This window comes from Pedobacter duraquae, from assembly GCF_004362245.1.
Taxonomy (GTDB): Bacteria; Bacteroidota; Bacteroidia; order Sphingobacteriales; family Sphingobacteriaceae; genus Pedobacter; species Pedobacter duraquae.
Genome location: NZ_SNWM01000006.1, coordinates 341,408 through 353,336 on the forward strand (window position 1 = coordinate 341,408; position 11,929 = coordinate 353,336).

14 protein-coding genes are annotated in these 11,929 nt (G+C 43.1%); 12 read left to right on the forward strand and 2 right to left on the reverse strand.

The window, feature by feature from the left end; translation table 11 throughout:
- Nucleotides 1–113: 113 nt before the first annotated feature.
- From kbl to CLV32_RS21130, 7 genes are all read left to right on the forward strand, one after another.
- Complete coding sequence (gene kbl / locus CLV32_RS21100) at nucleotides 114–1,301, forward strand: glycine C-acetyltransferase (RefSeq protein WP_133558941.1); 1,188 nt, start codon at nucleotides 114–116, stop codon at nucleotides 1,299–1,301.
- A 112-nt stretch (nucleotides 1,302–1,413) separates the two neighbouring features.
- Nucleotides 1,414–2,451: a phenylalanine--tRNA ligase subunit alpha gene (pheS, locus tag CLV32_RS21105; RefSeq protein WP_133558942.1), complete on the forward strand. Its 1,038-nt coding sequence runs from the start codon at nucleotides 1,414–1,416 to the stop codon at nucleotides 2,449–2,451.
- Nucleotides 2,451–2,858, forward strand: coding sequence for a Rieske (2Fe-2S) protein (locus tag CLV32_RS21110; protein ID WP_133558943.1), 408 nt, complete (start codon nucleotides 2,451–2,453; stop codon nucleotides 2,856–2,858). The genes pheS and CLV32_RS21110 overlap by 1 nt, the downstream gene beginning before the upstream one ends.
- Complete coding sequence (locus CLV32_RS21115) at nucleotides 2,858–3,433, forward strand: TetR/AcrR family transcriptional regulator (RefSeq protein WP_133558944.1); 576 nt, start codon at nucleotides 2,858–2,860, stop codon at nucleotides 3,431–3,433. The genes CLV32_RS21110 and CLV32_RS21115 overlap by 1 nt, the downstream gene beginning before the upstream one ends.
- Before the next feature lie 123 nt (nucleotides 3,434–3,556).
- Entirely contained in the window at nucleotides 3,557–3,667 is a 111-nt protein-coding gene (locus CLV32_RS21120; RefSeq protein ID WP_133558945.1) for a phenylalanyl-tRNA synthetase subunit alpha, read from the forward strand.
- Nucleotides 3,668–3,799: 132 nt separating this feature from the next.
- Nucleotides 3,800–5,218, forward strand: coding sequence for a 23S rRNA (uracil(1939)-C(5))-methyltransferase RlmD (gene rlmD, locus CLV32_RS21125; RefSeq protein WP_133558946.1), 1,419 nt, complete (start codon nucleotides 3,800–3,802; stop codon nucleotides 5,216–5,218).
- A 6-nt stretch (nucleotides 5,219–5,224) separates the two neighbouring features.
- Complete coding sequence (locus CLV32_RS21130) at nucleotides 5,225–5,629, forward strand: hypothetical protein (protein WP_133558947.1); 405 nt, start codon at nucleotides 5,225–5,227, stop codon at nucleotides 5,627–5,629.
- A 71-nt stretch (nucleotides 5,630–5,700) separates the two neighbouring features.
- Here CLV32_RS21130 and CLV32_RS21135 read toward each other — a convergent pair whose 3' ends face one another.
- Complete coding sequence (locus CLV32_RS21135; RefSeq protein WP_133558948.1) at nucleotides 5,701–6,414, reverse strand: head GIN domain-containing protein; 714 nt, start codon at nucleotides 6,412–6,414, stop codon at nucleotides 5,701–5,703.
- 128 nt (nucleotides 6,415–6,542) lie between these two features.
- Between CLV32_RS21135 and CLV32_RS21140 the strand changes: the two genes are divergently transcribed.
- Genes CLV32_RS21140 through hemH form a run of 5 tightly spaced genes read left to right on the forward strand, consistent with a single transcriptional unit; the run spans nucleotide 6,543 to nucleotide 10,659 of the window.
- Nucleotides 6,543–7,052 (forward strand): phosphoribosyltransferase family protein, encoded by a 510-nt coding sequence (locus CLV32_RS21140; RefSeq protein WP_133558949.1) that lies wholly within the window; start codon nucleotides 6,543–6,545, stop codon nucleotides 7,050–7,052.
- 22 nt (nucleotides 7,053–7,074) lie between these two features.
- Entirely contained in the window at nucleotides 7,075–7,713 is a 639-nt protein-coding gene (locus CLV32_RS21145; RefSeq protein ID WP_243732378.1) for a 1-acyl-sn-glycerol-3-phosphate acyltransferase, read from the forward strand.
- Nucleotides 7,710–8,690 (forward strand): glycosyltransferase family 2 protein, encoded by a 981-nt coding sequence (locus CLV32_RS21150; protein ID WP_133558950.1) that lies wholly within the window; start codon nucleotides 7,710–7,712, stop codon nucleotides 8,688–8,690. Before CLV32_RS21145 ends, CLV32_RS21150 begins: the two co-directional genes overlap by 4 nt.
- Nucleotides 8,691–8,741: 51 nt before the next feature.
- Nucleotides 8,742–9,590 carry a 4-hydroxy-3-methylbut-2-enyl diphosphate reductase gene (locus CLV32_RS21155; protein ID WP_133558951.1) on the forward strand — a complete coding sequence of 283 codons (849 nt, stop codon included), beginning with the start codon at nucleotides 8,742–8,744 and terminating at the stop codon, nucleotides 9,588–9,590.
- A gap of 55 nt (nucleotides 9,591–9,645) precedes the next feature.
- A complete protein-coding gene (hemH, locus tag CLV32_RS21160) occupies nucleotides 9,646–10,659 on the forward strand; it encodes a ferrochelatase (RefSeq protein WP_133558952.1) in 1,014 nt (337 codons plus the stop codon).
- Here hemH and CLV32_RS21165 read toward each other — a convergent pair.
- A complete protein-coding gene (locus CLV32_RS21165; protein ID WP_133558953.1) occupies nucleotides 10,656–11,873 on the reverse strand; it encodes a 3-deoxy-D-manno-octulosonic acid transferase in 1,218 nt (405 codons plus the stop codon). The two genes, hemH and CLV32_RS21165, sit on opposite strands and share 4 nt — an antisense overlap.
- Nucleotides 11,874–11,929: the final 56 nt, after the last annotated feature.

Sequence of the window (11,929 nt, forward strand, 5' to 3'; positions counted from 1 at the left end):
GATTCTTTTCGGTGTTAACAGGGAAATCTATGTTAAAGTTTGTTAATAAGCAAATATATTGTTTACCGCGAAAGCGTATTATTCCCTAACTTTGGCCAACCAATAAAGACACTATGTATAAAACATTACAACCTGTGCTTCAGCAGGAACTGGAACAAATAGAAAAAGACGGCTTATTTAAACGTGAACGTGTAATTACCAGCCCTCAGGGAGCAGATATTAAGGTAAGCACTGGTCAGGATGTGATTAACTTCTGCGCAAATAACTACCTGGGTCTGTCTTCTGATCAAAGGGTGATCGACGCAGCAAAAAAAGCACTTGATCAATACGGTTATGGCATGTCGTCCGTAAGATTTATCTGTGGAACACAGGATGTGCATATCGAACTGGAAGAGAAATTATCTAAGTTCCTGGGTACCGAAGATACTATTTTGTACGCTGCAGCTTTCGATGCCAACGGTGGTGTTTTTGAACCTCTGTTTAATGATCAGGATGCAATAATTTCTGATGAATTAAATCACGCATCCATTATCGACGGGGTGCGTTTAACAAAGTCGAAACGTTTCAGATATAAACACAATGATATGGCTGATCTTGAGGCACAGCTTCAGGCGGCATCCGCATGCAGACATCGCATTATCGTTACCGATGGCGCTTTCTCTATGGACGGAACGATAGCGCAATTGGATAAGATCTGTGACCTTGCGGATAAATACGAAGCACTTGTGATGATTGATGAGTCGCACTGCTCAGGATTTATGGGTAAGAACGGACGTGGCACACATGAGCACTGTGGTGTGACGGACCGCATTGACATCATCACCGGTACTTTAGGTAAGGCCCTTGGTGGTGCTTCGGGTGGTTTTACATCGGGAAAAAAAGAAATTATCGCTATGCTGCGCCAGCGCTCAAGACCATATCTGTTCTCCAATACATTAGCCCCGGCAATTGCAGGCGCTTCTGTAGCTGTTCTGGATATGTTAAGCGAAACAACAGCCTTAAGAGACAAACTGGAAAACAATACCATGTATTTCAGGGAAAAGATGACTGCAGCAGGTTTTGATATCAAAGCCGGAGTGCATCCAATTGTGCCTGTGATGCTTTATGATGCTAAGCTTGCACAGGAGTTTGCAGCAAAAATGCTGGAAGAAGGCATCTATGTAATCGGTTTCTATTATCCCGTAGTACCGCAGGGAAAAGCAAGAATCCGCGTTCAGCTTTCTGCGGCTCATGAGCAGCATCACCTGGATCAGGCAATTGCCGCTTTTACCAAAGTAGGAAAAGCACTTGGTGTAATCTAGATTTCATTTTTAGCCTCTGCAGGTTCATTTATTGCCGTAAGGCAGACCTGAAGTCTATTTTTGAACCCGCAGAGGTATAAAATTATTGCCGAAATTGCTGTATATTTGCGCTATGTTACAAGATAAGATAACACAATATACAGCCGAAATTAATGCTTTCCATACAGCAAATGCTGATGAGCTGGAACAATTCAGAATTAAATTCTTAGGTACCAAAGGTATCATCAAAGATATATTTGACGAGTTTAAAGCCGTTTCACCTGAAGAGAAAAGATCTCTTGGTAAGGTTTTAAATGAGTTTAAACAATTGGCAGAAGCAAAATACCAGGATCTTAAAGAAGCTGAAACAGAAGTTTCGGCAGGTAAGGATGCTGGCATGGATCTTACCCTGCCGGGCGAAGCTTTCGAAGTTGGCGCACGCCATCCTTTAGCCCTTGTGAGACGCGAAATTGTCGACATCTTCAGTAAACTTGGTTTCGTTGTTGCCGAAGGGCCGGAAATTGAGGACGACTGGCATAACTTCTCTGCACTGAATTTCCCGGAAGAACACCCGGCACGTGATATGCAGGATACCTTTTTTATCAAAAAAGGTGGCGAAAAAGGAGACATCGCCCTGCGTACACACACTTCATCCGTTCAGGTGCGCATGATGGAAGCCGGTCAGCCGCCTTTCCGGGCGATTATGCCGGGTCGCGTATACCGCAACGAAGCAATATCTGCACGTGCACACTGTTTCTTCCATCAGGTGGAAGGTCTGTATGTAGATGAAAACGTTTCCTTTGCCGACCTGAAACAAACGTTGTTCTATTTTGTACAGGAGCTGTATGGCGAAGGTACTAAAGTGCGCTTCCGTCCTTCATATTTCCCTTTTACTGAGCCTTCGGCAGAAATGGATATCTCTTGTACCATCTGTAAAGGTGCCGGTTGCCCGCTTTGTAAATACAGTGGTTGGGTAGAAATCCTTGGCTGCGGTATGGTAGACCCTAACGTCTTGGAAAACTGCGGCATCGATAGCAAAAAATACAGCGGATTTGCATTCGGAATGGGTATAGAACGGATTACCAACCTTAAATTTGAAATTAAAGATCTGCGTCTTTTCTCTGAGAACGATTCCAGATTCCTTAAACAATATAAAAGCTCCCTGATTTAATGATGAAGAGACTCGCCGGCTTTTGTATGTTGATGATGATTCTTAACGGATGCGGTAAGGGTGATAATTATATTCCGGAAGTGCCCGTAAATTATACGGTAACGATCCAGGAGTTTAACATCAAGGCAAAAAACGGTGTGCTGCTTGTGGCGGATCAGGGTGTTGCAGGCCTGCTAATTGTGAATACGGCCGCAGGATACAGGGCTTACGACAGGTGTAGTTCTGTAAATCCACAGCAACTCTGCAAAATTACTGCCGATGATGGTGGTATAACGGCTACTGACCCCTGCACAGGTGCTAAATTTCTGCTTTTAGATGGAAGTCCGCAAAAAGCCCCTGCGGTACGGAGTCTGAAAGCCTATCGTATAAGTTTACAAGGGCAGCAACTCCTACAGGTCACGAATTAATGGAACCAGAAAAAATCAAAGAAAGCATCATCCGGGCAGCGAAAGACTTGTTCAGGAAATATGGTTATCATAAGACCAGTGTGAACGAGATTGCTAAAAAAGCACGTATTGCCAAAGCAACAATTTATAAATACTTTGAGAGCAAAGAACAGGTGCTTGATGCGATCCTGATGGATTATCTGGATCTTAACCTCCGCGAGATCCTTAAAAATAAAGCGCAGTTTGCCAATGAGGAAGAACACCTTAAAGCTTTGGTGATGAAAACATGCCGCCTAACCTATACCGTGTGCAACGAGTTTATTGGTTGGGACTTTGTACGTGAGAATGCCAACTCCCAGGAGTTTCTTAAGCACCTCTCTGATCAGCTCGAATCACTTTTACTTGCTGCCTATCTGGAGCTGGACCACTTTAGAAACAACCCCTCAAGAAAAGAAGGTCTTGCTTTCCTATTAAAGGCCAGCAAGAGCATCGTGTTCTCTTTCGCCTTTACTTCAGTTAGCGATTCGGACGTGCGAAAAAACTTCGTGAGCTTCCAGAAAGAACTGCTTCCCTTCCTGGTTAAAGCAGCGCTTTAACAGCCCGACTTACCATTCCCTAATTCTTCAGACGACAAAATACTTTACATAAATTTAATCTATACCGATTTGGTTTTTGGTATACAAACGGTTATATTTGGTGGAATAGTCATCATTTGTGCCATGAGTAAAGAAGTCTTAGAGTTTTCTGTATTGGTTGATGAGAAGTTTGATATGAGCTTTAATCTTGCTCAGGGTGTCCTTGGTTTTCTGCTTAAGTTTTTTGTTAAGTAAAGTCTGACCATACCTCTTCTTCTCCAGAGCGGCAATTTTTTGCCCTCAGGAATTGCTTGTGCTTGATTTCCCGGAACACACCGCTTAAATTATAGCTGCCGCGTTTAAAAAAATCGCTAAATTTGCAGCATAATGAGTAGAAATAGAAAAGCCGGAACGGTAACCATCCTTCCTAACTTAAGTATTATTGATATTGCCGAGGAAGGCAAAGGTGTTGCCAAGTCTGACGAACTTGTTGTTTTTGTAGAAAAGGCAGTTCCGGGCGATGTGGTGGATGTCCGCATTGTAAAGAAGAAAAAGAATTTTGCAGAGGCTGTAATTGAAACCCTGCACACAGGCTCAGACCTGAGAACAGACCCCTTTTGTCAGCACTTCGGTACTTGCGGTGGCTGCAAATGGCAGCACATGCAGTATGATGCACAGCTTACCTTTAAGCAGAAGAGTGTAGAAGCTGCTTTACAGCGATTGGCAAAAATAGATACTTCAGCCATGGAACCTATTCTTGGCTCCGCTGAAAACAAATACTACAGAAATAAACTAGAATATACCTTTTCCAATAAGCGTTGGTTAAACCAGCAGGATATGGGCGACAGTGAAAATCTGGAGATGAATGCCCTTGGTTTTCACGTTCCCCTGCGCTTTGATAAGATTCTGGATATCCAGCATTGTTATCTTCAGGCAGAGCCTTCAAATACCTTAAGGAATCAGGTCCGCAATTACGCGCTTAGAAAAGGACTTACTTTCTATGATTTAAGAAATCATGAAGGAAACCTCAGAAACCTGATCATCCGTACTTCATCAACCGGTGAGGTTATGGTTGTTGTCGTTTTTGCCTATATAGAACAGGAACAGGTAGATGAGATGATGGCCTATTTGCAGACAGAATTCCCTGAGGTTACCTCTTTGCAATACATTATCAACCAAAAGAAAAATGATACCATCTTTGATCAGGAAATAATAACCTGGTCTGGCAGAGACTATATCTTCGAAGAGATGAATGGGTTGAAGTTTAAGATCGGTGCAAAATCATTTTACCAGACCAACTCCCTGCAGGCGCACGAGTTGTATAAAATTACCAAGGAGTTTGCTGGTTTAACTGGAGACGAACTGGTATACGACTTATACACCGGGGCCGGAACAATTGCCAACTTTGTTGCGGGCAGTGTAAAGCAGGTAGTAGGAATTGAGTATGTGCCTACAGCAATCGAGGATGCTAAGTTTAATGCCGAACTGAATGGTATCGAAAATACTTTGTTCTATGCAGGCGATATGAAAGATATCCTTACCGGTACGTTCATAGCCGAGCATGGTAAGCCTGATGTTGTGATTACCGATCCGCCACGTGCGGGTATGCATGCTGATGTTGTAGCGCGACTGTTGGAAATGGAAGCAGAGAAAATAGTTTATGTAAGCTGCAATGCCGCTACACAAGCCAGAGATCTTGCTTTATTAAAAGAGAAATATGATGTAGTACGCATTAAACCGGTGGATATGTTCCCGCATACCCAGCACGTGGAAAATGTGGTATTACTGAAATTACATGTTGATTAGTCTGAAATGGATATAGAAGAATTATTGCCTCAGGAACCTGAGGGAGAAAAAAAAGAAGCAAAACAAAGTCCGCTGGTAAGTCTGGAGAAGGATCTCGAACTGTATGCAGATTCTATCCGCGAAGTGGGTATCGAGATTATGGTGGAAGGCATCTCTGCCAACCCGATTTTTATCGCACATCAGCATGTGGTGAGCATTGGTGAGCTGATCCTGAATAGGGAAGAGCTGAATACCAACTGGACTATCCAGGCCTCAACACTGGAAGAATTTGTTGAAAAAGGCATTATCAATCCGGAGAAAAAGGCGCTGTTTCTTAAAAGCTATAAAAAGCCCGAAGATTTTATGTGCGTGTTTGTGATTGTTCCTGAAGGGGCAAATTTCATTTACTACCCGTACAAGCCAAGAAAATAAAGACATAAAAAATCCCTGTCATGACATCCATCGCTGACAGGGATACAACTAAAAACTAAAGTAACCTAATTCTACTTTATTCTCGTTACATCTCCACTTTTGGAAGATGAAGTCTTTTTATAAGATGCATTGCCTTTATAGTGCACATCACTACCACCGCTTGCGCTTGCTTCAAGTGCTTTGTTTACATGGACATTAGCATCCGATCCACCACTTGCAGATACCTTGGCATAGTCTACAGGAAAGTTCAATGCATTTACATCTGATCCACCACTAGTGCTTAATGTCATGTTTGATGCACTGCCGGTAAGGCTGATGTCTGATCCGCCACTGGAATGGATCGCGATATCATTACATACCAGGCTCAGCTTAATATCAGATCCGCCGGAAGCGTGAATCTCCATCTGGGTTGATTTAATCGTGTTTTGTGAATACACATCCGATCCGCCACTCGCATTTAATTCTTTTAATTCCTTTAAGGTAACATAGGCTTTCACAGTCTTTTTGCTGAAGAGGTTTGTCCATCTGAAGCCTTCTTTATATCTGATCCTGATGCTGCTTCCATCTTTTTCAACAGCGATGTTATCGATCAGATCCTCATCGCCAACAAGCTTTACGCTTTCAGTGCCCGTTTGGCTGATATAAAGATCAATGCCACTCGATATCGAGATACCTGAAAAATTGTTTACTGCTATATTTTTTGTTGTCTGCGCATGGGCACTAACAGCAAATGTTAATCCTGCAACAAGGCAAAGGAAAGTTCTGTGTAGGGATGCTGATTTCATTTTGTTTGGGTTTAAGTTTGATAGTAAGACGCAGACACCATCCCAAACGTTGCACTAAATCGAAAATATTTATCAGATATTTGATTATGAACCGTAAAATCGTTCTTTTTGCAGTAAACAAAAGCATAATGGCAGAATCCCAATTACTTATTCTCGATCACACGCAGATCCAGCAAAAGATCAACCGAATTGCCTACCAGATCCTGGAAGATAACCTTAACGAAAAGGAAATTATTCTGGCTGGAATCTGGGACAGGGGATACAAATTGGCCCTGCGCCTGCAGAAAGTGCTTACAGAGATTTCGACGCTTAAAGTAACCATGCTCCGTGTAGACCTTGAGAAACAGAACAGTAAACTGGTTGCCAGTACTGATCTGGACGAAAGTAAGTGGAAAAATAAAGTGATCATCCTGGTCGACGATGTGCTGAACAGCGGCAAGACGCTGGCCTATGGATTAGGTGTGTTTCTGAATACGCCACATAAAAAGATCAGGACGGTAGTGCTGGTAGACCGTAGCCATAAAATCTTTCCCATAGCGACAGACTTTGTTGGCCTGCAAATGGCAACGGTACTGAAAGAACATGTAGATGTGGTGATGGATGTTGAAGGGGAGGCCGACTCGGTTTATTTGAGTTAAACTTTGTTTTGCAACTGATTTTTTGCATTTTAGAGGGATGCACCTGTCCCGCAAAAGTCCTATTATCCAGCAGTTCTTTTCCTGGTATACCGGATACCTTATCCGAAGGGATTTTAGTGGCTATACCTACGATGAGATCAGCGTAGCTGAGGATGAAGCTATCCTGCTTCTTGCCAATCACTTTAGCTGGTGGGACGGCTTATTGCTTTTTCAACTCAACAGGCTGGTGCTCAAGAAAAACTTCCATATCCTCGTAGGACAAACGGATTTTGAGAAACGCTGGTTCCTGAAATATCTCGGTGCCTTTTCTCCATCATCTACAGGAAAAGATACCGTAGCAACCTTGCGCTATGCCGGGCAGTTGCTGGACAACCCGGAAAATCTTGTACTACTTTTCCCTCAGGGCAAACTATACTCTGCACATGTTACAGCAGTAAATTTCGAAAAAGGGGTGATGCAGGTCGTCAACGCCTCGCAGAAAAACTTTAAGATTATCTTTGCTGCTACCTTCGCAGATTACTTTGCCAGTCGGAAGCCCCGGATAAAAACAGCCCTGCAGTGCTGGGAGGCTGAAGAATATGTAAGCCTGCAACTGCTCAAAAGCGAGTACAACAAACATTACACGAAAACACTTAAAGAGCAAACCAAAATTATCGTATGATCATATTTACCTACGTCGTACTCTTTTTCCTGGTTATCCGCTTCTCCGTTACTCTGTTTAATTTTCTGTCCAACCCCAAGCTTCCACATTTCAGGCAACGGCTGGATGGACTCGTATCGGTAGTTATCCAGGTCAAAAATGAAGAAAGTAACCTGCTCAATCTTTTAGAGGCTTTAAGGCAACAGGATTATCGCAACCTGGAAATTATTATCAGTCATGCCGGGCTCGACTTAACAGATCCCGCGCTGTCGGATCCACAACTCCGTTTTGTAGCACAGCCGGAGGCAAATACGGATGTAAGTCTGCTGGCACCCTATGCCAATGGTGATTATATGCTACTGCTAGATTCCAATACTACCATTCAGAAAGGATTTATCTACAGCCTCATTTACCGGGCAGAGGTGTTTAACCAACCGGTAATAGCCATTATCCCCAACCAAAATCCCAAAGGGATACTCCAGAAACTCCTACTGCCCTTACAGGATTTCGTATTGCTTAATCTGATCCCCCTGCGGGTGATCAAAATGTTGAAGGGCGTAACCTTGGTGGGCCTGCGCAAAGACTGCCTTTTCTTTAAAGCAGCGGCATTTGAAAATTATAGTACTTTGGCATTCCCGGTAGAGGTATTGTTGGCAAATAAAATGGCTTGGAGCACCAATGGTCAAGACCGGGAACGTATTTTAAACAACGCTACGTCAGTTTTTAAACGCAATATGGCAGGCAACCTCCTTTCAGCAATTTTATATGTGTTCCTTGTGGTGGCCGGGCCAATCATCATCGGTTTTGGCGTAGATCCATATCTGCTGATCCTGCCTGCCGGACTCATTTTTCTTACCCGGGTAATGGTATCTTTTTTGACGGCACAGCATCCAGTCAGAAACCTGTTGTTGCATCCATTGCAAATGGTGATGCTTGGCGTATTGCTTATGCGCGCCATCAGTAAACAATTATTGACAAGAGGTCAACATAAGCGTTAAAAAAATGAATGCTTTTTATGTAAATTTGCAGACATATACCTAATCAACACTATGGAATACAATCTATCTGTTACCATCGATAAGTCATCGGGCTTTTGTTTCGGCGTAGTATACGCGATTGACATGGCCGAAGATATCCTGGATCAGGATGAGTACCTGTATTGCTTAGGAGATATTGTGCATAACGATGAGGAAGTAAAACGCTTAACATCCAGAGGCCTTCGTATCATTGACCATGATCAACTTAAAGAACTTCGTCGTGAAAAAGTATTGATCCGTGCACATGGAGAAGCGCCATCAACCTATCAGCTTGCGCTGGAGAACGAACTGATCCTGATCGATGCTTCCTGCCCTGTAGTTTTAAAACTGCAAAACCGTATCAAAAACTCGTATGATGAGAAAGAGCAGATCCTGATCTTTGGTAAGCATGGGCACGCTGAAGTAATTGGCCTGCAAGGGCAGACTGATGGAAATGCACTGGTATTCCAGGATCTTGCAGAGCTGGATGGTGTGGAGCTGCCTGCTAAATTTACACTCTACAGTCAGACTACAAAAAGCACTGATAAATTCTACGGTATCAAAGAAGAGTTTATTAAAAGAGGGTACGACGTTAAGGCAAATGATACCATTTGTCGTCAGGTATCCAACAGGTACGAAGACCTGGAGAAATTTGTTGCTGACTACGACAAGATCATTTTTGTATCGGGTAAGAAATCTTCTAACGGAAAGGTCTTGTACGATGTCTGCAAAAAATACAATGACGATTCTTATTTTATCTCTAATGTGGAAGAGCTGGATTTAAGCTGGTTCAATACCAACGATAAAGTCGGCATTTGCGGAGCTACCTCTACACCAATGTGGTTGATGGAGCAGGTTAAGCAAAAACTAGAGCAATTTTAACTTATTTTTAAAAAACATAAGGCATCTCCCAAAAGGGATTTGCCATAACTATATTATGGGTAAAAAGGGTGTATTGTTAGTGAATTTGGGAACTCCGGATAGCCCGGAAGTGCCTGATGTACGAAAATATCTGGACGAATTTTTAATGGATGAGCGGGTTATCGATATCCCCGCATTCAACAGGACGCTACTGGTGAAAGGGATAATTGTACCCTTCAGAAGTCCGAAGACCGCAAAATTATACAAAGAAATCTGGGACGAGAACGGTTCTCCGTTATTGTACTACAGTAAAATCCAGGCCGCTATGGTGCAGGAACAACTTGGTGACGAGTACCATGTGGAACTGGCCATGCGCTACCAAAGCCCATCCATCCAGTCGGCATTAGATAATATGAAAGCCAGATTGGTGGAAAGTATTCAGGTAATCCCTTTGTTTCCACAATACGCTTCTGCAAGTACCGGTTCGGTAATACAGAAAGTAATGGAGATTGTGGGTAAATGGCAAACAGTACCGCCAATCAGTTTTGTCAATTCTTTTCATGATAATAAATTGCTGATAGAGACTTTTGCAGATAATGCCCGTAAATATGATCCATCATCTTACGACCAGATCTTGTTTAGTTTCCATGGATTGCCAGAACGGCAGTTAAAGAAATGTGACCACTCGGGGCACCACTGTCTTAAAAGTGCAGACTGCTGTTCAACATTAACGGATGTGAACAAATTCTGTTACTCCGCCCAGTGCCACCATACAGCAAAGCTGATCGCAGCAGAATTGAATATCCCTGATGCTCAATATTCTGTGTGTTTCCAATCCAGATTAGGGAAAGAGCCATGGGTGCAGCCGTATACCAGCGAAGTGCTTAAAGACCTTGCTGCGCAAGGGAAGAAAAGACTCCTGGTATTCTGTCCGGCATTTGTGGCCGATTGCCTCGAAACTTTGTACGAGGTTACTGTTGAGTATGGCGAAGAATTTAAGAAACTTGGGGGCGAAGAAGTCCAACTGGTGTCCAGCCTTAACGACCATCCAAAATGGATTGAAGCCATCGTAGGGATGGTTAAAAACTAAGATAAATACCGCCTGATGGCCGAATAAATCAGGTCTGTGGCGCCTTTGCTTTCAGTAACATAGGTGCCGGCAGATTGACCTGATTTAGGGTCTTCGGTTAACCTATCAAAAGCTGTTTTAAGCTCAGTAGCTGTACTGATGCTTAAAGCAGCTTTTCTGTTTAACAGGTCTTTTGCTTCCTGGAACTTTTGATAGTTAGGCCCAAAGATAACAGGAATCCCGAAAGCCGCGGCCTCCAGCGTGTTATGAATGCCTACACCAAAGCCGCCACCGATATAGGCAATATCGGCATACTGATATAATGCTGAAAGCATGCCAACACTATCAATGATCAGCACCTGAGCGTTCTGCTGACTTTCGGTAAAGCTGCTAAAACGAGCAGCGCCAGGGAAAAGCGCAGATACTTCTGCAATGCGCTTCTCATCGGTCTCATGTGGAACAATGATAAATTTCCAGTCCTGATGTGCCTCAGGAAGTGTAGCCAACAGCCGCTCATCGGCAAGCCAGCTACTTCCGGCAACACATATCCGGTGGTTTTTGCTAAAGGCCGCGATCACAGGAATTGATTTAGGTGCTGCGGCATTTGCTACAACGCGGTCAAACCTTGTATCGCCGGCAATGCTTACCTGATTGATTCCGATGGCTGCAAGTAGCTTTTTGCTTTCTTCATTCTGCACAAAGAAATGTGTTACCCGCTTCAGAATATTTCTGTAGAACTGCCCATACCCTTTAAAGTAAACCTGATCAGGCCTGAAAATGCCAGATATAATAAATAACGGCACCTTTGCCTGATCCAGCGCCTTAAAGTAGTGGTGCCAGTACTCGTATTTGGTGAAAACGGCAAGCTCAGGGTTAAAAGCATCAATTAGCTTCCCTGCGTTGCTGTGTGTATCTAAGGGTAAATAGAAAACTGCTTCGGCAAGGGCATAATCTTTTCTGATCTCGTATCCCGAAGGAGAGAAAAAAGTAAGTACAATCTTTTTGTCAGGATATTCGGCCTTAATTTTTTCCAGCACCGAGCGTCCCTGTTCAAATTCGCCAAGTGAAGCAAAATGAAACCAGATATGCTTCTCGTTCTTATTTATCCTGTTGCCGATTTGCTCAAAGATGTTTTTCCTCCCATTTAGAAAAAAGCGTGCTTTAGGATTGAAAAGTGAAAATATCCTGATTATCAGCCCGTAAAAGAAAATACCAAAATTATAAAGCCAAAGCATTTTGTATGTTTATTTATTATCTTAGCCGAAGATACTTTATAAAATCTGAAAGGGGA

What these genes read in the sequence shown, in the direction of transcription:
- kbl (WP_133558941.1), top strand. Translation starts at nt 114, where the DNA reads ATGTATAAAACATTACAACCTGTGCTTCAGCAGGAACTGGAACAAATA.
- CLV32_RS21150 (WP_133558950.1), top strand. Translation starts at nt 7,710, where the DNA reads ATGATCATATTTACCTACGTCGTACTCTTTTTCCTGGTTATCCGCTTC.
- CLV32_RS21140 (WP_133558949.1), top strand. Translation starts at nt 6,543, where the DNA reads ATGGCAGAATCCCAATTACTTATTCTCGATCACACGCAGATCCAGCAA.
- CLV32_RS21155 (WP_133558951.1), top strand. Translation starts at nt 8,742, where the DNA reads ATGGAATACAATCTATCTGTTACCATCGATAAGTCATCGGGCTTTTGT.
- CLV32_RS21165 (WP_133558953.1), bottom strand. Translation starts at nt 11,873, where the DNA reads ATGCTTTGGCTTTATAATTTTGGTATTTTCTTTTACGGGCTGATAATC.
- CLV32_RS21115 (WP_133558944.1), top strand. Translation starts at nt 2,858, where the DNA reads ATGGAACCAGAAAAAATCAAAGAAAGCATCATCCGGGCAGCGAAAGAC.
- CLV32_RS21135 (WP_133558948.1), bottom strand. Translation starts at nt 6,414, where the DNA reads ATGAAATCAGCATCCCTACACAGAACTTTCCTTTGCCTTGTTGCAGGA.
- CLV32_RS21110 (WP_133558943.1), top strand. Translation starts at nt 2,451, where the DNA reads ATGATGAAGAGACTCGCCGGCTTTTGTATGTTGATGATGATTCTTAAC.
- CLV32_RS21120 (WP_133558945.1), top strand. Translation starts at nt 3,557, where the DNA reads ATGAGTAAAGAAGTCTTAGAGTTTTCTGTATTGGTTGATGAGAAGTTT.
- CLV32_RS21130 (WP_133558947.1), top strand. Translation starts at nt 5,225, where the DNA reads ATGGATATAGAAGAATTATTGCCTCAGGAACCTGAGGGAGAAAAAAAA.
- hemH (WP_133558952.1), top strand. Translation starts at nt 9,646, where the DNA reads ATGGGTAAAAAGGGTGTATTGTTAGTGAATTTGGGAACTCCGGATAGC.
- rlmD (WP_133558946.1), top strand. Translation starts at nt 3,800, where the DNA reads ATGAGTAGAAATAGAAAAGCCGGAACGGTAACCATCCTTCCTAACTTA.
- pheS (WP_133558942.1), top strand. Translation starts at nt 1,414, where the DNA reads ATGTTACAAGATAAGATAACACAATATACAGCCGAAATTAATGCTTTC.